19 protein-coding genes and 3 tRNA genes are annotated in these 18,062 nt (G+C 56.4%); 14 read left to right on the top strand and 8 right to left on the bottom strand.

All coding sequences use genetic code 11. From position 1 onward, the window contains the following. Window positions 1–45: 45 nt before the first annotated feature. The 5 genes from pal to nadA all read left to right on the top strand — a co-directional run bounded on the left by pal (window position 46) and on the right by nadA (window position 2,939). Entirely contained in the window at window positions 46–618 is a 573-nt protein-coding gene (pal, locus tag EDB94_RS02040) for a peptidoglycan-associated lipoprotein Pal (protein WP_008169120.1), read from the top strand. A gap of 16 nt (window positions 619–634) precedes the next feature. After that, window positions 635–1,381, top strand: coding sequence for a tol-pal system protein YbgF (gene ybgF / locus EDB94_RS02035; RefSeq protein ID WP_008169119.1), 747 nt, complete (start codon window positions 635–637; stop codon window positions 1,379–1,381). A gap of 85 nt (window positions 1,382–1,466) precedes the next feature. Beyond that, window positions 1,467–1,542, top strand: a tRNA-Lys gene (locus tag EDB94_RS02030). Window positions 1,543–1,610: 68 nt separating this feature from the next. Continuing rightward, window positions 1,611–1,686: transfer RNA gene (locus tag EDB94_RS02025), tRNA-Lys, on the top strand. Window positions 1,687–1,877: 191 nt separating this feature from the next. Then, window positions 1,878–2,939 carry a quinolinate synthase NadA gene (nadA, locus tag EDB94_RS02020; protein ID WP_014577384.1) on the top strand — a complete coding sequence of 354 codons (1,062 nt, stop codon included), beginning with the start codon at window positions 1,878–1,880 and terminating at the stop codon, window positions 2,937–2,939. On the opposite strand, the gene EDB94_RS02015 is transcribed toward nadA, so the two are convergent. Next, entirely contained in the window at window positions 2,940–4,373 is a 1,434-nt protein-coding gene (locus EDB94_RS02015) for a M48 family metalloprotease (protein WP_108017327.1), read from the bottom strand. 203 nt (window positions 4,374–4,576) lie between these two features. Here EDB94_RS02015 and EDB94_RS02010 point away from each other — a divergent pair, with 203 nt between their 5' ends. Next, on the top strand, window positions 4,577–4,804 hold the full coding sequence (locus EDB94_RS02010; RefSeq protein ID WP_008169116.1) for a sulfurtransferase TusA family protein: 228 nt from the start codon (window positions 4,577–4,579) through the stop codon (window positions 4,802–4,804). 16 nt (window positions 4,805–4,820) lie between these two features. Further along, the gene (locus tag EDB94_RS02005; RefSeq protein WP_008169115.1) at window positions 4,821–5,900 is read left to right on the top strand and encodes an AI-2E family transporter; all 1,080 of its coding nucleotides are present in this window, start codon (window positions 4,821–4,823) and stop codon (window positions 5,898–5,900) included. 7 nt (window positions 5,901–5,907) lie between these two features. On the opposite strand, the gene EDB94_RS02000 is transcribed toward EDB94_RS02005, so the two are convergent. Continuing rightward, a complete protein-coding gene (locus EDB94_RS02000; protein ID WP_108017326.1) occupies window positions 5,908–6,375 on the bottom strand; it encodes a peroxiredoxin in 468 nt (155 codons plus the stop codon). Between the two features lie 74 nt (window positions 6,376–6,449). Between EDB94_RS02000 and dapA the strand changes: the two genes are divergently transcribed. The 7 genes from dapA to EDB94_RS01965 all read left to right on the top strand — a co-directional run bounded on the left by dapA (window position 6,450) and on the right by EDB94_RS01965 (window position 12,956). Beyond that, entirely contained in the window at window positions 6,450–7,328 is an 879-nt protein-coding gene (dapA, locus tag EDB94_RS01995; protein WP_053112172.1) for a 4-hydroxy-tetrahydrodipicolinate synthase, read from the top strand. Window positions 7,329–7,363: 35 nt separating this feature from the next. Beyond that, window positions 7,364–8,461 (top strand): outer membrane protein assembly factor BamC, encoded by a 1,098-nt coding sequence (bamC, locus tag EDB94_RS01990; protein ID WP_108017325.1) that lies wholly within the window; start codon window positions 7,364–7,366, stop codon window positions 8,459–8,461. A gap of 44 nt (window positions 8,462–8,505) precedes the next feature. Continuing rightward, a complete protein-coding gene (purC, locus tag EDB94_RS01985) occupies window positions 8,506–9,219 on the top strand; it encodes a phosphoribosylaminoimidazolesuccinocarboxamide synthase (RefSeq protein ID WP_108017324.1) in 714 nt (237 codons plus the stop codon). Window positions 9,220–9,251: 32 nt separating this feature from the next. Then, the gene (locus EDB94_RS01980; RefSeq protein ID WP_108017323.1) at window positions 9,252–9,989 is read left to right on the top strand and encodes a TIGR04219 family outer membrane beta-barrel protein; all 738 of its coding nucleotides are present in this window, start codon (window positions 9,252–9,254) and stop codon (window positions 9,987–9,989) included. 28 nt (window positions 9,990–10,017) lie between these two features. After that, window positions 10,018–11,025 (top strand): NAD-dependent epimerase, encoded by a 1,008-nt coding sequence (locus tag EDB94_RS01975; RefSeq protein ID WP_053112168.1) that lies wholly within the window; start codon window positions 10,018–10,020, stop codon window positions 11,023–11,025. A gap of 63 nt (window positions 11,026–11,088) precedes the next feature. After that, window positions 11,089–11,622, top strand: coding sequence for a lipocalin family protein (locus EDB94_RS01970; protein ID WP_260312498.1), 534 nt, complete (start codon window positions 11,089–11,091; stop codon window positions 11,620–11,622). Between the two features lie 56 nt (window positions 11,623–11,678). Then, window positions 11,679–12,956: a GspE/PulE family protein gene (locus EDB94_RS01965; protein ID WP_108017321.1), complete on the top strand. Its 1,278-nt coding sequence runs from the start codon at window positions 11,679–11,681 to the stop codon at window positions 12,954–12,956. A gap of 86 nt (window positions 12,957–13,042) precedes the next feature. On the opposite strand, the gene EDB94_RS01960 is transcribed toward EDB94_RS01965, so the two are convergent. From EDB94_RS01960 to EDB94_RS01935, 6 genes are all read right to left on the bottom strand, one after another. Continuing rightward, a tRNA-Val gene (locus tag EDB94_RS01960) sits at window positions 13,043–13,119 on the bottom strand. Window positions 13,120–13,174: 55 nt separating this feature from the next. Then, window positions 13,175–14,125: a DMT family transporter gene (locus tag EDB94_RS01955; RefSeq protein ID WP_014577300.1), complete on the bottom strand. Its 951-nt coding sequence runs from the start codon at window positions 14,123–14,125 to the stop codon at window positions 13,175–13,177. 146 nt (window positions 14,126–14,271) lie between these two features. After that, on the bottom strand, window positions 14,272–15,360 hold the full coding sequence (locus EDB94_RS01950; RefSeq protein ID WP_014577299.1) for a hypothetical protein: 1,089 nt from the start codon (window positions 15,358–15,360) through the stop codon (window positions 14,272–14,274). Window positions 15,361–15,462: 102 nt separating this feature from the next. After that, complete coding sequence (locus EDB94_RS01945; RefSeq protein WP_108017320.1) at window positions 15,463–16,533, bottom strand: hypothetical protein; 1,071 nt, start codon at window positions 16,531–16,533, stop codon at window positions 15,463–15,465. 132 nt (window positions 16,534–16,665) lie between these two features. Continuing rightward, window positions 16,666–17,283, bottom strand: a complete 618-nt coding sequence (locus tag EDB94_RS01940; protein WP_108017319.1) for a YceI family protein — start codon at window positions 17,281–17,283, stop codon at window positions 16,666–16,668. Continuing rightward, complete coding sequence (locus EDB94_RS01935) at window positions 17,270–18,004, bottom strand: CDP-alcohol phosphatidyltransferase family protein (RefSeq protein WP_108017318.1); 735 nt, start codon at window positions 18,002–18,004, stop codon at window positions 17,270–17,272. Before EDB94_RS01935 ends, EDB94_RS01940 begins: the two co-directional genes overlap by 14 nt. Between the last annotated feature and the right edge of the window lie 58 nt (window positions 18,005–18,062).

Below are 18,062 nucleotides of genomic sequence, written 5' to 3'. Positions count from 1 at the left end.
GCCATTGTTCAAGCAATAACGTCACTCAACTGAAAGGAAGAAAACATGAATTTTTCAGCTCAATCAAAAGCGTTCGCACTGTTGTTGTCCGTCGGTCTGGTAGCGGGCTGTAGCTCTACCGGTGGTACCTCCGAAGAAGGCGGCGAGTATGGTTCCGATGTGGCTGCTGTAGACCAGGAAGGTGGATCCACTGTTTACGGAGGTGACGACCAGGGCGGTGTTTCTTCTTCAGCCATGACCGAAGAAGAGCGTATGGAAGCTCGCAAGCAGGCCGAACAACAGGCCCTGCGTGAAATCACCACCTTCTACTTTGATTTCGATACGGCTGAAATCAAGCAGGAAGCCCGCGATGTGCTGGTGGCACATGCCCGTTTCCTCGCCAACAACCCGGGTCAGAACGTCCGCATTGAGGGTCACGCCGACGAGCGCGGTACCAAGGAATACAACCTGGCCCTTGGCGAGCGTCGTGCTAACGCCGTTCAGCGTTTCCTGATCGTAAACGGTGCTTCACGTGGCCAGCTCGAGACCGTAAGCTATGGCGAAGAGAAGCCGGCCGTGATGGGTTCCAGCGAGAGCGCCTGGGCCCAGAATCGTCGTGTAGAACTCGTATTTGAGTAATCACACAGGAACGACCATGAGAAAAATCCTCATGGCGACAGTGGTGCTTCCGCTTGCCCTCGGGCAGGCGGGAGTGGCCCTGGCGCAATCAGCCCAGGACAGTCAGCGTAACGCCAACAGCAGTCAGGCGACGTCGGAACTGTTCTACATGATCCAGCAGCTTCAGGGTGAAGTCAGACGGCTCCAGGGCGAAGTGGAGGAGCAGCGGCACCTGATTAACCGCCTGCAGCAGCAAGGGCGCGACCGTTATATCGATCTGGATCAGCGTATTCTGGATCTCTCGGAAAAGGTCGCATCACAGCCGGCTCCCGAAGCCAGCGAAGGTGGTGGCTCTGCTGCCTCAGGCCAGGCCCGGGAGGCCAGGGAATACCGCCAGCCCGATGCGGAAGAACGAAAGGCCTACGAGCAGATCCAGGACCTGATTCGTAATCAGAAAAAATACGATGAGGCCATTAGTCGGATATACGAATTTATCGATGAATATCCGGAAGGTGATCTGACGGTCAACGCCTATTACTGGCTCGGCGAGGTCTATCTGGTCAAGCCGCAGCTCGAACAGGCAAAACAGGCGTTCACGATTGTCGCTACCCGTTTTGCCGACCATCGCAAGGCTCCGGATGCGGTCTATAAGCTGGGCGTAACTCATGATCGCCTGGGCGAAAAGGAACAGGCTCGGCGCAGCATGCAAACTGTGATTGATGATTACCCGTCCAGCAGTGCTGCTGACCTCGCACGGAAGTTTCTCGAGTCCCAGAACGGCTGATTGTCTGGCGCGGCAAAAATGTTGAGAAACCTGAGAAAAAGGGGTTGATCAACGGCCAAAAATCATTACTATATGCGCCTCGTTTGGGTCGTTAGCTCAGTTGGTAGAGCAGTTGGCTTTTAACCAATTGGTCGAAGGTTCGAATCCTTCACGACCCACCAAACACGAAATACCGGGTGGGCTGAGTCATTCGGTATAGATTGAAGTCAAGGCTTCGGTCGCCAGTTACGGGTCGTTAGCTCAGTTGGTAGAGCAGTTGGCTTTTAACCAATTGGTCGAAGGTTCGAATCCTTCACGACCCACCAAATAACAGAAGCCTGCGGGTTTTTGTGAAAAAAGAGCCTCCGGGCTCTTTTTTTTTGCGTATACGTTCCTACCTAGGTAAACAGGGAACAGGCAAAGCGATCACAAGTGTATGATCGCACTGTTTCAGAAACATTAAGCTTGGGGCATGAATGTTATAATGTCCGGGTTCACGCAATACAGAGACGCAGTAATGACTTACGCTGAAGACCGTATCCTTGTTCAAGAGCACCTGGCGCATGCTGCCGAGCCGAAGCCGCTCAGCGCGGACGAAAAGTCCGACCTGGAGGCTCGTATAAAATCGGCTCTGAAGGAGCAGGATGCGGTGCTTGTGGCTCACTATTACACCGATCCCGATATCCAGCGGCTTGCCGAGGAAACCGGTGGCTGTGTTGCGGACTCCCTTGAGATGGCCCGTTTTGGCAACCAACATTCGGCCTCCACAATCGTTGTTGCCGGCGTGAGGTTCATGGGCGAAACCGCCAAGATCCTGAATCCTGAAAAGCGCGTTCTGATGCCAACGCTTGAGGCGACCTGTTCCCTGGATGTGGGCTGTCCTGCCGATGAGTTCGCCGAGTTTTGTGACCAGCACCCAGATCGCACGGTCGTGGTCTACGCCAATACGTCTGCGGCTGTGAAGGCGAGGGCGGACTGGGTGGTTACCTCAAGCTGTGCCCAGGCTATTGTTGAAGATCTGGATGCCCGCGGCGAAAAAATCCTCTGGGCGCCGGATAAGCACCTGGGGCACTACGTCCAGAAAACGACGGGTGCTGATATGCTGCTTTGGGACGGTTCCTGCATCGTTCATGAGGAATTCAAATCCCGCGGGCTGGAGGATCTGAAGGCCCTTTATCCGGACGCGGCGGTACTGGTCCACCCGGAATCGCCCGATGCTGTGGTTGAGATGGCGGATGTTGTGGGTTCAACCTCGCAGCTGATTCATGCTGTCCAGACCATGCCCAACGAAAAGTTCATTGTTGCAACTGACAACGGCATTTTCTACAAGATGCAGCAACTAGCTCCGAACAAAACGCTGATTGAAGCGCCCACCGCAGGCAATGGAGCTACCTGTCGTAGCTGCGCCCATTGCCCCTGGATGGCGATGAACGGCCTTCAGAATCTGCTACAGGTACTGGAGCGGGGCGATCAGGAAGTGTTCGTGGATCCGGAACTGAGAGAAAAAGCGCTGCAGCCTCTGCAGCGCATGTTGGATTTTACCGCCAACATGAATCTCAAGGCTGCTGGCAACGCCTGATCAGCTGTTGGCCCGGGCGTGCAGGCGGCTGGTGATTTCTGCCAGCCGCTCGGTCACAATCTGCCTCTGTGGCGCGCCGGCCGGCAACTTCTCCTGAGCCTGCCTTAGCTGACGCTGGGCAGACTCCAGATCGCCCATCAGAACATCGTATTCTGCCCGGGCACGATGCACGCCCACAATATTCCTTGCCATGCCCTCCGCCTCGGCCAGTTTCAGCCAGAGATGCTCCTGTCCCGGAAGCTGACGGGTCAGCTGTTTGAGATGCTCCGCCGCAGCGGCGCCATTACCATCGGCTATTTCCGTGAGGGCGAGGGTGTGGGTGATTGGATAGTTCCCCGGATTCCTCGCCAGTGCGTCTTTCAGAATGGAGCGAGCCTCGTCCACACGATTTTGTGCAAGCCTGACCTCTGCGAGGGTTACCTGGAAGGTGATTCGGCCCGGATTCGTGGCCAGCAGATCGTTCAGTATATCCACTGCCTTCTCGTATTGCCGGTCCTCGAGGTAGGCCACGGACAAGCCATACCGGATGGCATCGTTTCTCTGGGCATCCGGGCGATCGAGGTAGGCTTCAAAGGTTTCGACGGCTACGTCGGGGGAGGGCGCGTAATGCACTTGCAGCCGGCTGCGCATCAGATGGTATTCCTGGCCGTCCCGGATGTTTTCATCTGGATACTGTTCGGCACGATTCCGGGTGTCGGCCACGCGGCTCTGGGTTAACGGGTGCGTCGACAGATACTCTGGCAGTCGATTTCCCTGCATGCGGTTCTGGCGCATCATGATTTCAAACATTTCCGGCATGCCGCGAGGGTCCATCCCTGCGCTGGCCAGAATGTCCAGCCCGACTCGGTCGGCTTCCTGTTCATGGGAGCGGCTGTAGGCGAGCATGTTCTGGGCGGCCAGCGCCTGGGTCCCGGCAATGGCGGCAAAACCGATATCAGACTGGGTGACCGCCGACAGAACAATGCCCGCAATCATACCGGCGAGTGTGAGCGGAGCGCTGGTTTCCTGCTGCTCCATGCGCCGTGCAAAATGCCGCTGGCTGAGGTGAGCAAGTTCGTGGGCGAGAACGGACGCAAATTGTTGCTCGGTCGCAGCATTGAGAAACAGACCGCCATTAACGCCTACAATGCCACCGGGCACCGCAAATGCGTTGATAGCAGGACTGTCGATCAATGCCAGGGTCAGGTCCCGATTCTGGAGTGGGGCCGAGGGCACCAGGCGATAGGTAATGGCGCTGAGGTAGTCATACACCAGGGGGTCGCTGATCCTCGGCGCGGATCGGCGGATAGATACCATTACCTGCTGGCCAATATCCGATTCCTGCTGGCCCGCGATCAGGCCTCCACCGGAACCGCCAATGCTTGGCAGCCTGCTCTCCTGAGCGTGGCCCGGCATTGAAAAAAGCAGCAGGGCCAGCAGGGCGGTGATGGCCATTGCCGGTAGCGTTCGGGATCTGGGTTGAATAGCAATCATGTAAAGCCGGGTGCCTGTGGTCTGAATCGCCGGTTTGACAGCGGTTTGCGATAAAAAGTTCTGATCCTCTGGTTAACGAGGATTGTGATGCAATACATTATCACTGTCGGCATAATGCCTGCTTGTTAAATCCGCTTATTATTTTGTGATGGTGTATCGCTAGTATGGTTGATCGAACGCTTGATGCCTCAGGGTTGCGCTGCCCGATGCCGCTGCTGAAGACAAAGCTGGAACTGAACAGCATGGCGCCCGGTGAAGAACTCGAGGTGATTGCTACGGACGCAGGTTCCGCCAGGGATATTCCGGCCTTTCTGCAGATGTCCGATCACAAGTTGATGAGCAGTTCTGAAACCGCCGGGCAGTACCGGTTTGTGATAAAGTGCGGCGGTTAAGATTTCGGAGCTGTAAATGATCAGGACATTACGCGGTCTCGCGCACAAATACTTCTCGGATGAAGAAGCGGTCATCCTGTTCCTGATACTGGTGACAGGAACCATTTTTGTTATCTGGTTCGGTGCCATGCTTGCGCCGGCCATTGCCTCGCTGATTGTGGCCTTTATTCTGCAGGGTCTGGTCACCAAGCTCAACAAACTGGGCGTTCCAGAGACGGTTTCCATTATTGGGGTTTTCCTGGTTTTCCTCGGCGTGCTTGTTGGCTTCCTGTTTGGCCTGCTTCCGCTGATCTGGACGCAGTTGAGCAACCTGGCCGGCGAGGCGCCACGCATTATTCGGGAGCTGCAATCCTATCTTGAGCTGCTGCCGCAGCAGTATCCTCACCTGATTTCCGGAGAAGCTGTCAGCACCGTTTACAGCCAGGTGAGTACGGAAGTGGGGCACATGACCCAATGGCTGGTGTCGTTCTCGCTGTCCAGTATTCCAGATCTCGTGGCGTTGCTGATCTACATGGTGCTGGTGCCTATCCTGGTGTTCTTTTTCCTGAAGGACAGGGAGGTGCTGCTCAACTCAATCGCCCGGCTGCTGCCACCCCAGCGCCCGATGATGCTGCAGATCTGGCACGAGGTGAACCTCCAGTGCGCCAACTACGTGCGCGGCAAAGCCGTCGAGATCCTGATTGTGGGCGGCGCGACCTACATTGCCTTCAAGCTGCTGGGCATGCCGTACGCTGCGCTGCTCTCGCTGTTAGTGGGGCTGAGTGTAGTGATTCCGTACATTGGCGCGGCCGTCGTTACCATCCCTGTTGCGGTGATTGCCCTGTTCGCCTTCGGCTGGGGCAGCCAGTTCATCTGGGTGATGGTCATTTACGGTGTCATTCAGGCGCTTGACGGCAATGTTCTGGTGCCCATTCTGTTCTCGGAGGTGAACAATCTGCACCCGGTGGCCATTATCGTCGCGGTGCTGTTCTTCGGAGGAATCTGGGGCTTGTGGGGTGTTTTCTTCGCAATTCCACTGGCTACCATGCTCAAGGCGGTGTTTGCTGCCTGGCCAGTGAAGGAGTCGGCGCCGCCGGCGGAACCCGGAAGCGCCTGACAGGCGCTTAAAGTGCCTTGACAGCCTCTAGCACCTCGTCGGCGTGGCCTTTCACTTTTACGCCGCGCCATTCAGCCCGCAGCACGCCATCCTTGTCGATCAGGAAGGTGCTCCGGTCGACGCCCATGTACTCCTTCCCGTAAAGCTTTTTCAGCTTGATCACGTCGAAGAGGGTGCACAGGGCCTCGTCCTTGTCTGAAATCAGGTGAAAGGGAAACTCATGCTTGGCCCGGAAATTCTCATGGGCTTTCAGGCCGTCCCTTGATACGCCGAAAATCACCGTATCAAGCTCCTCAAACTGCTTCATTCGGTCCCGGAAGTCCTGTCCCTCAGTAGTACAGCCAGGGGTGTTGTCTTTCGGATAGAAATAAATCACCACGTTCTGACCTTTCAGATCGTCCAGGCGAACAGTCTGGTCTCCGGTAGCGGGTGCTTCAAAATCCGGTACGGGTTTGTTTAACTCAACGGATGGCATGACATCTCCTTTAATTCCCTTGTGTCAGTTCGTGCCCAACATTACCATATCGGTTTTATTCGGACGGAGCTTTTATGATTACGGGTAGCCTTGTCGCACTGGTCACGCCCATGCATCCAAACGGTGACATCCACTGGGAGGATCTGGACAAGCTGGTAGACTTTCATATTGAAAACGGCACACACGGCATCGTTGCTGTGGGCACCACCGGCGAATCCGCAACGCTCGACCCGGAAGAGCATTGCCAGACCATTGGCCACATCATCAAACGTGTTAATGGTCGCATCCCGGTTATTGCGGGCACCGGCGGCAACAGCACCCGTGAGGCCATTGAACTGACGGCCGAGGCCCATAAGCTTGGCGCAGATGCCTGCCTGCTCGTTGTTCCCTACTACAACAAGCCGACCCAGGAAGGCCTGTATCAGCACTTCAAGGCGATTGCCGAAGCCGTCCCCGGCATGAACCAGATGCTGTACAACGTGCCCGGCAGGACAGCGTGCGACATGCTGAACGAGACCGTGCTCCGGCTTGCCGATATTCCGAATATCGTGGGCATCAAAGACGCCACCGGCAACATTCCTCGGGGTGCCGAACTGATTGAGGCGTTGGACGGCCGTCTGGCTGTCTATTCAGGTGATGACGCAACGGCAGCGGAACTTATGCTGGCCGGTGCCAAGGGCAACGTGTCCGTCACCGCGAACGTCGCCCCGAAGGCAATGTCCCAGCTGTGCGAAGCCGCTGTTGCCGGAAATCGTGAAGAAACCGAGCGTTTGAACGAACTGCTCATGCCTCTTAACCGGAAGCTGTTCCTCGAAGCGAATCCTATCCCGGTGAAATGGGCGCTCCATCATATGGGAATGATAGGGGAAGGCATCCGCCTGCCGCTGACCGTGCTCAGCGAAAAGTTCCATGGCGAAGTGGAAGATGCCCTCAAGGCCTCAGGTGTTCTCTGAGTTTGCTTAAATCATCCCATCACCGGAGTAACCTGATGCAGGTTCTAAAAAGAACCGGTAGTACCCTGATGTTCAAACCCGTTGTTGTCGCATCCGGGCTGTTGCTTCTGGCAGCAGCCTCGGGCTGCAGTCTGGTTGAAGACCGCTCCGAACGCTATGTGAATGCCACGGAAGGAAAACCACTGGAATTGCCGGAGACCGCCGACGATTCCCGTTTCAGTCAGACCATGCCCATCCGTGATGTCCAGCCGGCCGACGCCAGCAAAATGTATCCGTCCGATATTCCGCGTCCGCCGGACATGACATCGGACATCCTTGATGAAAACTACGTTATCGAAGAGCTGGATGGTCGGCTCTGGCTCCTGGTCAACGACGTGCCGGGCAGAATCTGGCCTGCGGTAAACAGCTATCTCTCCGAGCGGGGTCTTGGCGTCGGCTTCGACAGTCCCCAGTTGGGCATCCTTCAGACCGAACTTGCCAATTTCAGCAAGCGTGCCCGAAACCTTGTAGAGCTGTCGGATAACCCATCTGCCGGCGAACAGAAAGTCGTTCTTCAAGTTCGGATGGCTCCCGGTGTGCGACGCAAGACCACAGAGGTGCAGGTACGCCGGCTTGATGTTGAAGACCAGCCGGATGAGCTGATCCCCTGGACTGGCGTTTCTGATCCCTCCGAGCAGGCTCTGGAATTGCAGAGACGCCTGCTGTCCGATCTGGGTGACTTTCTCCGGGCGCGTGAAGAAACCAAGTCCTTTTCCCGGGCGGCATCCGGAATGGTCAGCGATCCGCTGGTTCGCCTGATCTCGGAAAACGATGAAGCCGTCGCGATCCGCATGGAGCTTGATTATGGTCGTTCCTGGGCGGAAGTAAGTCGGGCACTTACAGATTCCGGCATTCCCGTTGTCGATCTGAACCGCAGTGAAGGCTGGTTCCATGTCGATTTCCGCACCGAAGACGAACGGGATCCAGGCTGGTTCAGCTGGTTCAGTGACAAGGACGCACCCCAGCATACCCACACAGTCAGCCTTAGCCAGCAGAGCGACGCCATTGTCATCTCTGCCGAGGACGTTCCGGGTTACACTGGCAGCCGGACGACGCCGGATTTGCTCGAGCAACTGTTCGATTACCTATACTGATTCAGGAAGAGGCCGCCAGAGGCGGCCGCTTTTCGGAGACCCAAATGGAAAAACGCGAAGAACTCTACGCCGGCAAGGCAAAATCCGTCTACCGTACCAACAACCCCGAACGTTTCGTGCTGGTATTCCGTGACGACACATCCGCCTTCGACGGTGAGAAAAAGGAACAGCTCAATCGCAAGGGCATGGTGAACAACAAGTTCAATGCGTTCATCATGGAGAAGCTGGAAGCGGCAGGTGTGCCCACCCATTTTGAAGGGTTGCTGTCGTCCACCGAATCTCTCGTCAAGAAGCTGGATATGATTCCGGTTGAATGCGTGGTTCGCAATGTTTCTGCCGGCAGTCTCTGCCGTCGTCTTGGCGTGGCGGAGGGGCAGGAACTGAATCCGCCCACCTACGAACTGTTCCTCAAGAACGACGCACTCCACGATCCGATGGTCAACGAATCCCTGGCCGTCAGCTTTGGCTGGGCCGCGGCGGATGAGCTGGAGCAGATGAAATCGTTGACCTATCGGGTTAACGACGTGCTCAAGGCCCTGTTTGATGAGGCAGGCATGCTGCTTGTGGATTACAAACTGGAGTTTGGTCGCTGCGAGGGCAAGATCGTTCTGGGTGACGAATTCAGTCCGGACGGTTGCCGGATCTGGGACAAGGAAACCCGCAAGAAAATGGATAAGGATCGTTTCCGTCAGGGGCTTGGCGAAGTGATCGAAACGTACGAAGAAGTCGGGCGCCGTCTGGGAATCCAGTTCGACTGACTGAAACTGACAACAAATTCAAAAGGTGTGTCATGCGTAAACTGATGCTTGCTGTAGGTGGTTCACTGTTTCTGGTGGCGCCTGTGTCACAGGCAGATGTGGTTGGTCTCGGAGCCAGCGTAAGTTACTGGGATTCGGATCTGTCCGGCCAGGCTGCTGACAACGGTGATGTGGTTGATGTAGAAAATGACCTCAACCTAGACAGCGATTTGAATGCGAATGCGTCCCTGTATCTTGAGCATCCGATTCCGGTGCTTCCCAATGTTCGATTGAACTACACTCTGGTACAGCAGAGTGGTCGTGGCCAGGTAAATGGTAACTTTGGCGGCGTGAATTTTGGTGGCCTTGATGTTCAGTCTGATCTCGATTTGGAGCAACTGGATCTGACTCTTTACTACGAGGTGCTTGATAACTGGGTGAACCTGGATCTTGGCCTCACCGCACGGGACCTGTCCGGAGAGCTTATTGTCAAAGAGGCCTTAACGGGTACGCCATCGAACGAAACCACGGTCGATGCGGTCATACCCATGGGCTACCTCGCCGCTCGTTTCGACCTGCCACTAACGGGTGTTTCCGTAGGTGCTGAGGGCAACTTCATCAGCTTCGACGGTGACTCGCTGCACGATTTCAACGCCTACGGCCAGTACGAGATCTCACTGATACAGTTCCGTACGGGCTATCGTCAGATGTCCATTGATTACGAAGATGGCAATGACCGGCTTGATGTCGAGATAGGCGGACCGTTCGTGAGTGCCGGGGTCTCGTTCTGAGACCGGCAGTCTTTTCAGGGAGAGACGCGTGAAGATTCTTGTTACCGGAACGGCCGGTTTTATCGGCTCACACCTGGCTCATCGCCTTCTTGATCGGGGCGATGAAGTCATTGGCGTTGATAACGTCAATGATTACTACGATGTGAACCTGAAGGAAGCGCGGCTGAAACGCCTGACCGACAAAGCCGGTTTCACCGAAGTCCGGCAGGATGTGGCTGACCGCGCCGCCATGGAAGCGCTGTTCGCCGAGCATAAACCCGAGCGGGTAGTGCACCTGGCGGCCCAGGCGGGTGTCCGGTATTCCATCGAGAATCCTCACGCTTATGTGGACGCCAACCTCGTTGGTTTCATGAACATCCTTGAAGGGTGCAGGCACAATAAGGTCAAGCACCTCGTCTATGCGTCCAGCAGCTCGGTGTACGGTGCCAACGAGACCATGCCGTTTTCGGTGCACGACAACGTGGATCATCCGCTGAGTCTCTACGCGGCCTCCAAGAAGGCCAACGAGCTCATGGCCCACACGTACAGCCACCTGTATAACCTGCCGACCACAGGCCTGCGGTTTTTCACTGTCTATGGTCCCTGGGGTCGTCCGGATATGGCCTTGTTTATCTTTACCAAAAAGATCCTTGCCGGGGAGCCCATCGACGTCTTCAACCACGGCCACCACCGCCGGGATTTCACCTACATCGACGACATCGTCGAAGGCGTGATCCGGACCCTGGACCATGTCGCCGAACCAAACGGGGAGTGGAGCGGAGCAACCCCGGATCCCGGAACCAGCAAGGCGCCTTATCGCCTGTACAACATCGGGAGCAACAACCCGGTTGAGCTATCTCGCTTTATCGAGATTATCGAGGAGCGAGTCGGGAAGAAAGCCCAGAAAAACCTGCTTCCGTTGCAGCCGGGCGACGTGCCGGCCACCTACGCCAATGTTGATGATCTGATCGACGATGTGGGCTATAAGCCAGCTACCCCCGTAGAGGAGGGTATTGCGCGGTTTGTGGACTGGTATCGGGACTTCTACAACGTATAAAAGAGGGCCAGCAACTGCTGGCCCTTCTCGTATCTGGGACTCGACAATGGAGCATTGGCGATGATGGCAGTGTTAAAAAGATGGTTTCTGGTAGCCGCGCTTATCGGCATGGCCGGCTGCACCGGTCTTCCAGAGGGTATTGAGCCAGTCTCCGGTTTTGAGAGTGACCGTTACCTCGGTACCTGGTACGAAATCGCCCGCCTGGACCATTCCTTTGAGCGCGGTCTCACCAATGTTCGCGCGGAATACAGCCGTAACGACGACGGCAGCATCGAGGTAATCAATCGGGGTTATAACGTCGAAAAAGAAACATGGGAGGAAGCTGACGGCCGAGCGGTGTTTGTCGAGGATGAGAGCACAGGCCACCTGAAGGTGTCTTTCTTCGGACCTTTCTACGCCTCTTATGTGGTGTTTGAACTCGACAAGGAGCACTATTCATACGCCTTTGTGACGGGATACAACCGTGACTATCTCTGGTTTCTCTCGCGTACCCCCGAGGTCAGTGAGGAGGCGATTGAGGCGTTCAGGAAACGCGCAAAGGCAGAGGGCTTTGATCTGGAAGAGCTGATCATGGTTGATCAGTCACGGGCTGAATAAAGGCCTGAAGATCCGTTTGCTACACTCAGGGAACCAGTCCTCCGAAGGAGCCCTCCATGAGTGAAAAAAGCAGCGCCCAGCGCCGATTCGAGCGCCACCTCAGAGACCACCTGCTTGTCGAATTCTGCCAACTGATTGCCGATGATGACGAGGCTCCGGAAACACTGGAAGCCGATGCGCTCCTTTCGGACGCTGTGTCAGCGCGTGCAACCGATCTGCATCTGGATCCCTTCCCGGATCATTATAGGGTTCGGCTCCGGATCGACGGCATCATCGTTGATGCGGTCGAAGTCTCGTACGACCAGGGGCGGCGCCTGGTTAACCAATTCAAAGCCATGGCGACCCTCGACCCGATTCCCTCTGTTCGGTGCAATGAAGGGAGTTTTGTCTATACCCTCGACGATATTGATCTCGATCTCCGGGTTACTTCCATACCCTGTGTCTCGGGGGACAAGCTTGCGATTCGGGTCCTGACGCCACCGGCTTCGGTGCAGAATATTCAGGAGCTTGGCATACCCTCCGAGGGTATCGGCTGGATTCAGCGCTGGATGGACGCCACAGGTGGGATGTTCCTGGTGTCTGGCCCAACGGGAAGCGGCAAGACAACCACGCTATACGCCCTGTTGCATGAACTGAAACTCAGTGACAGTCATGTAGTCACTTTGGAAGATCCCGTTGAATACGAGGTTCCGGGCATCAATCAGGTGCAGGTCGATACCGCCCATGAACTCGACTTCGCACGTGGTACCCAGGCGATGCTTCGTCTGGACCCGGACTACGTCCTGATTGGTGAGATTCGCGATGTTCCCTCAGCCCAGGCGGCCATCAGCGTTGCAACCAGTGGCCGTTCCATGATGGCCACACTGCACAGCCGGGATGCTGTGGGGACCATCACGTCACTTCGGAATCTGGGGCTGGACGATTACGAGATCGCGGCCAATCTCGGAATTGTTGCTTCACAACGGCTGGTTCGCAGGCTTTGTAAAGAATGCCGCACGAAAGGTCAGCCTGACGAGATTTCTCGACAATGGCTGCTGGATGCAGGCCGTGAGGTGCCGGAAGAGACCTGGCTGCCGACAGGTTGCCCCAGCTGTAATAATCTGGGCTACCGCGGACGGCTCGGCGTTTTTGAAGTCTGGCAACTGACCGAGGAAGACTATGGCAGGATTCTTAAACATGAAGATGAGCACAGTCTGCGACAGGCCCTGAATGATCGGGGGCAACAGATGATGCTGGACGATGGTATGGCGAAGGTCGAGAGTGGCGAGACAACGTTCAGGGAGCTTTTAAGAACAGGGGTCATGTTCTCGGGCTTGCGGAGCGCAAGGGAATAGCTGGTCTATGCAGTGCCGCTCTTTCTTTTGGGCACAAAAAAAGCCAGTTCTTACAGGGAGTAAGCAACTGACTCTTTCAGCAGGAGTGGTAGGACCACCCAGATTCGAACTGGGGACCTCTACCATGTCAAGGTAGCGCTCTAACCAACTGAGCTATGGTCCTGTGTCCTGCAACGGGGACGAAATATACTGATTCAGCCGATGCTGGTCAACCACTTTTATGCGGTTTTCCGCTTGCGGAGTTTTTCCTTGATGGCTTTGCTCAGCACGGCCCAGCGGTTGACGATCAGGGCGGCAAAGATGAGGCCACAGCCGGCCAGTTGAATGCCGGTCATAGACTCGCCAAACCATCCTGCCGCGAACAGAGCAACCCACACCGGCTCAAGTACCAGAATCACCACGCCATGGCTGTTCGCAGACAGGCTCTGGGCGAACGTCTGAAGCAGGAAACGACCGGCCGTGCCAATCACGGCACTGGCCACCACCCACCAGGCCAGCATTGGTGAGAGATTATTCAAGGTAGGCCGCCAGGGCTCCATAATCATGGATTCAACCAGGGTGAGCAGGCCGACCGTCAGCAGTGCGATGGCCGTCAGGGGCAGGGCGGGTACGCGGTGTTTTTCCACCGTTCTGCCGAGCCGGTTTATCACGGTTCTCTGGTTGGCTGCCCTGGTATTGAGATTGAAATACAGGGCGAAAATTGTCGCTGCCATGACAAAGAAGATCTGGCCTGCTTCAGGGCGAAATCCGTTCTCAAGGGAGAGCAGCGCGAGCCCGGCAACGGCAATGGGAATGGCCAACCATGTGCTCGGCGGTTGAGCTTCCTTGAACACCAGGCGTGCGATAATCGGCACTATTACGACACCCAGGCTGGTCAAAAAGGCGCCTTCACCCAGACTGGTTATATGAACCAGTCCCATCACCCAGCAGGTCATGGCCGTGCCAAACACCAGTCCGACACCCACACTTCGGCGAAGCTGATCGACGCTCAGTTTCATCAGCGAGCGACGGGCGAAAAAGGCGAGCACCGTCCCGGCGATCAAAAACCTGGCCGCCATGAACATCAGAGGCGGCATCAGCAGTACTGCTTCCTTGGAAAACATCCAGCTGATGGCTGCAAACAGGGTAACAACAACCAGTAGAAGATCGGATTTGTGAGTGTCAGACATCGGATATCGCTTGGCGGCAGTGGTTGAATCGAACGGCGAAAGCGAACCAATGTATAGTTTGCGAACTAAAAAGAAAAGATGGGTAAAACTACCGAGGTGAGAAGCGGCTCTTCCCTGAGCCCTTTGTAGTATTTGTCCGTGTACGGTCAGTTATTCAGGGTTGTGTAAACCAGATTCGACATATCCGTCTGATCTGAGCCGGGCACTTCAATGTACCGGTCACCGGAACCCCACCATTGCCACCAGGCGCGCTTGTTGTAGGTGCGACTGGCGAAATCCACCTGCAAACCGCCGAGAGTGGTGTTGTTGACCACCGGAACGGAGATGTTGCCCGTCTCGGAGCCGAGCACGCCGCTGTGGGTGACTCCCTCGTTCATCAGTACCGGATAGTGGTTGAAGTAAAGAGCGGCCGGGCCATCCTGGCTCGTTACCTTGCCCGCCAGGCTGATGCTGGAAGAGCAGGAATCGATCCCGGCGGCGGAGGTGGCACCACAGGCCGAATGGGTGGGTACCACGCCATCGTCCGTGCCGGCGATGAATGGCTTGGTGATACCGCCATAGGATGACCCACCAGCCACGAAACGCAGCCTTGGGATTCCATTCGGGCTCACCGCCAGGTTACGCGCTGCGTTGGTTTGCAGGTCGTTTACCACGCCCAGCTTGCCGGGTTCCGGCTCAATGCCGGTGAAGGCTTCTACTGCTGCCCGGAGGGGCCAGTTGTACCAGCTGTCGTTGTAGGCAAGGCTGAGTGCCAGGTTGGCCAGTTCAGTGCCACCGCCGGCGCCTGAGTAATCCAGGGTTGCCAGGATTTTCAACGGCTGAAGGCCCTCGGATTGAAGCCAGCGTGCCTGGTTTTCCAGCAGATACCGGGTAACGAGATCCCCGGTAGAGTGAGAAACAACGATGCAAAAGTCATTGCACAGACCTTGCTGACTGATCTGACGCATCTGTTCATAGGCTTGCTGGGCAATACCACCTTCAACGCGCCCGTCACTGCCCCAGTCGATACGGGCCTCGGCCCGGGAGAGCCAGAAAGTACGCCAATAGTCCTCGCCGGCGTTCTTCACCTCCTGCAGATTGGCGGGAGGGTTGGCCAGGTCTTGTTGCTGGAATCCGTGAACCAGGATCACGTTGTGCCCGGCCAGTTGGGCCTGGGCGGTGCCGGCAAACAAGCTGCCGGTGATAGCGACCGCCAGGGCGGCCTTACAGGCATTTCCGATCTTTGTTGTTTTCATAGTTGCTCCGTCTTTGCTGCTTTATTGTTGTCACAAGACGTTTATCCGCCACTTGTAGCGGTACAGCCCGGCGTTAGCCGGTGCAGAGCCTGCGCCCTGCCATCAGAACTTGTCGGCAAGCTGCCGCAGCAGAGCCGCGCGCTGTTCTGATTCGGGATTCACCGCCGGTGTATCGGTAAGACTGCCGAGATCCGGCGGTGTGAAAGCGTAGCCCTCGTCGGGGCCGAAAGCGTAATTAGTCCGGTCACCTGGCCGGGCGGGAAGCTGCCGAATCTGCAGGTTTTTCAGCAGTAGCTGGCCGTCCACCGTCTGATTGGCCAATACCGTGCCGTGTGCCTTCAGATTGATCGAGTTTGAGGTGCTGTCCAGCCTTTTCTCCATCTGCAATTGAGCAACCGGGCGTTGGCCAACAAACAGCTGGGCCGAAAGCGCGTAGTAGCCGGAATCTTCCGGCGAGAAACGAACGGGAATTATCAGATTGTTACCCTGGATACGGGCATCGCCAAGCCCCTCGAATTCGCCCAGGTAAGGTTCAATGGCCAGTGTTGAGACATGGCGGACTGGTTTGCCATCAAGCCGGGCCTCGACGATTAGCCGATATTCACCCGGTGATTCGTCGGCGGACAGAACGCCCTCGAAGTAACCCGGGGAACCCGCCTCTTCCAAGGTGGTGCCAGCGATGGCATCCCGGCTTTCCGGCCTCTCCAGCGTTGCAGACAGCGAGCGACCGACCACCTGAGAGCCCCGGATAGCCGCTGCAACAAGAATTTGTTCCCCTGCAGTAAACCGGTATTTCTCCAGCGTTACGGTGAACTGCCCGTCACCTTCGAGGGGCAGACTGACCGGCTCGTAGTGATTGCCACGGTAGGCGTTCGCCTGTTCCGGGGAGAGAGGTATGGACCACGGAGGGTATCGGGTAGTTTCAGCGTATTGATCGGCAACGCTGGCCAGCATGAACCCGAGGGCATTATCCGAGGGTGGTTCCGGCTCAGCCGAGGGATCGGTAGAAGACTGCCTTGCCAGCCCTGCGTTTTGGACAGGCGCCGTCTCGGCCAAGTCGACCACCTTCGAAAACCAGCTGAAATCTGTGTGGTTGTCAGCGGAGAGCAGATACCCCGCGCCAACCACGCCAGCAGTTACCAGTGTCAGAAGAAGAGCGACCTTGCCCGGCATGCGGCAGTTCCCTTGATTATTGTTGTAGCTCTAAAGATAACGGGATTTCCGCCGCACCCCAAAAATCCGGACTCTATGTGTAACAGAATGTGTCCGCGTTGTGCGGCGGTTCACATTCCGATCAGCCGGTGATCAGAACATGCCGGATTCCCGAATGGCCTCGAAGCCAAAGTGCAATTTCACTTCATCACCGACCATCGCGCCATCAAGGCCATATGTCATGCCCCATTCACTGCGTTTCAGGGTGGTGGAAGCGCTGATGCCCAGTGTGTATTCCTCATGACCAAAGGGGTAAACGTCTGCCTTGTTGAGGGTCACATCCAGCACCACGGGCCGTGTCTGGCCTAGCAACTCCAGATCGCCTGTTACTTTGCCCGTGTTTTCGCCAGTCGTTTCGAAGTCGGTAATAGTAAAGGTAATCTCAGGATACTCGTCGGCGTCGAGGAAATCCTCGTTGCGAACGTGTTCGTCACGCTTCTTGTGGTTGGTGTACACACTTTCGCTCTGGAACACCAGCTGACCAGATTCGAGCTCCCTGGCTTCTTCGTCGTAAACGAATTGTCCCTCTACTTCGCGGAACATCCCCATCACCGGGGCGTAGCCGATGTGCATGATTTCGAAGAACATTGAAAAGTGTTCGTCGTCGACAACAAAGTTTCTCGGCTCGGCCATGGCTGCCGGGCTCAGTGCGAGAGCAGCAGGCAGGGCAATGGCAGAACGGGTAAGGGTTTTCCGTTTAATGAACATCATGGTGATGTCTCCTCTGATAAAGCCAGTGAATATCCAGGAAAAACGACCACACAAGCAGTGCTAGGGCAGTTGCAAGCGTGATACTGGCGAATAGCGCATTGACCGGCGGCAACACGGCCACCAGCAGGGTAACGATCTGCCAAACGCAAACCGTCTTGCGCCTGAAACTCTCCGGCAGTGGGGCATTCAGCCAGTCCAGGAAGTGAGTCGCAACAACGAAGGCATAGCGAATAAGGCCCAGGGCCAAAACCCAGGGACCAGCCTTGCCCAATGCCAGGACAGCCACGCTGAGGCCGAGAATAAACAGGGCATCCAGTTCCATGTCGAAGCGGGCGCCAAATTCGCTCTGGGAGCCGGTGGCCCTGGCGACTTTTCCGTCTACGCCATCCAGAATCAGCGCCAGCAATGCCATCCAGCCGTAGAGCCAGAGGCTGTCAGTGAGGTGGTCGGCAAAGGGGGCCAGAGCCACCAGGGCTATCACCAGACTGCCTCTCAGCAGCGTCGCCCGGTTTGCCCATCCGAAATCCCGGGTTTCGGGCCAGAACCGGATGACCAGGGCACACACCGCCAGGTAAAGCGCCGCTGCCAAGAAGTAGAAAAGGACGGGGGGCTGGGTTAACCAGCCGGTGGCTGCGCAGAACAGGCCGACAAGCCCAAAGCCCCAGGCGAGATCCAGGGCAAGTGGCATCCTTTGCGAAGCTGAATGGCCGTTAGAATCCATCAATGAACTCCAGCGTATAGGATTGCAGGCATCAAAGACCTCGGATGCGCTGTACACT

The sequence above is a fragment of the Marinobacter sp. 3-2 genome (genome assembly GCF_003751355.1).
Taxonomy (GTDB): Bacteria; Pseudomonadota; Gammaproteobacteria; order Pseudomonadales; family Oleiphilaceae; genus Marinobacter; species Marinobacter adhaerens.
Note: the sequence above shows the minus strand (reverse complement) of the source record. Positions and strands in the feature narration are given on the sequence as shown.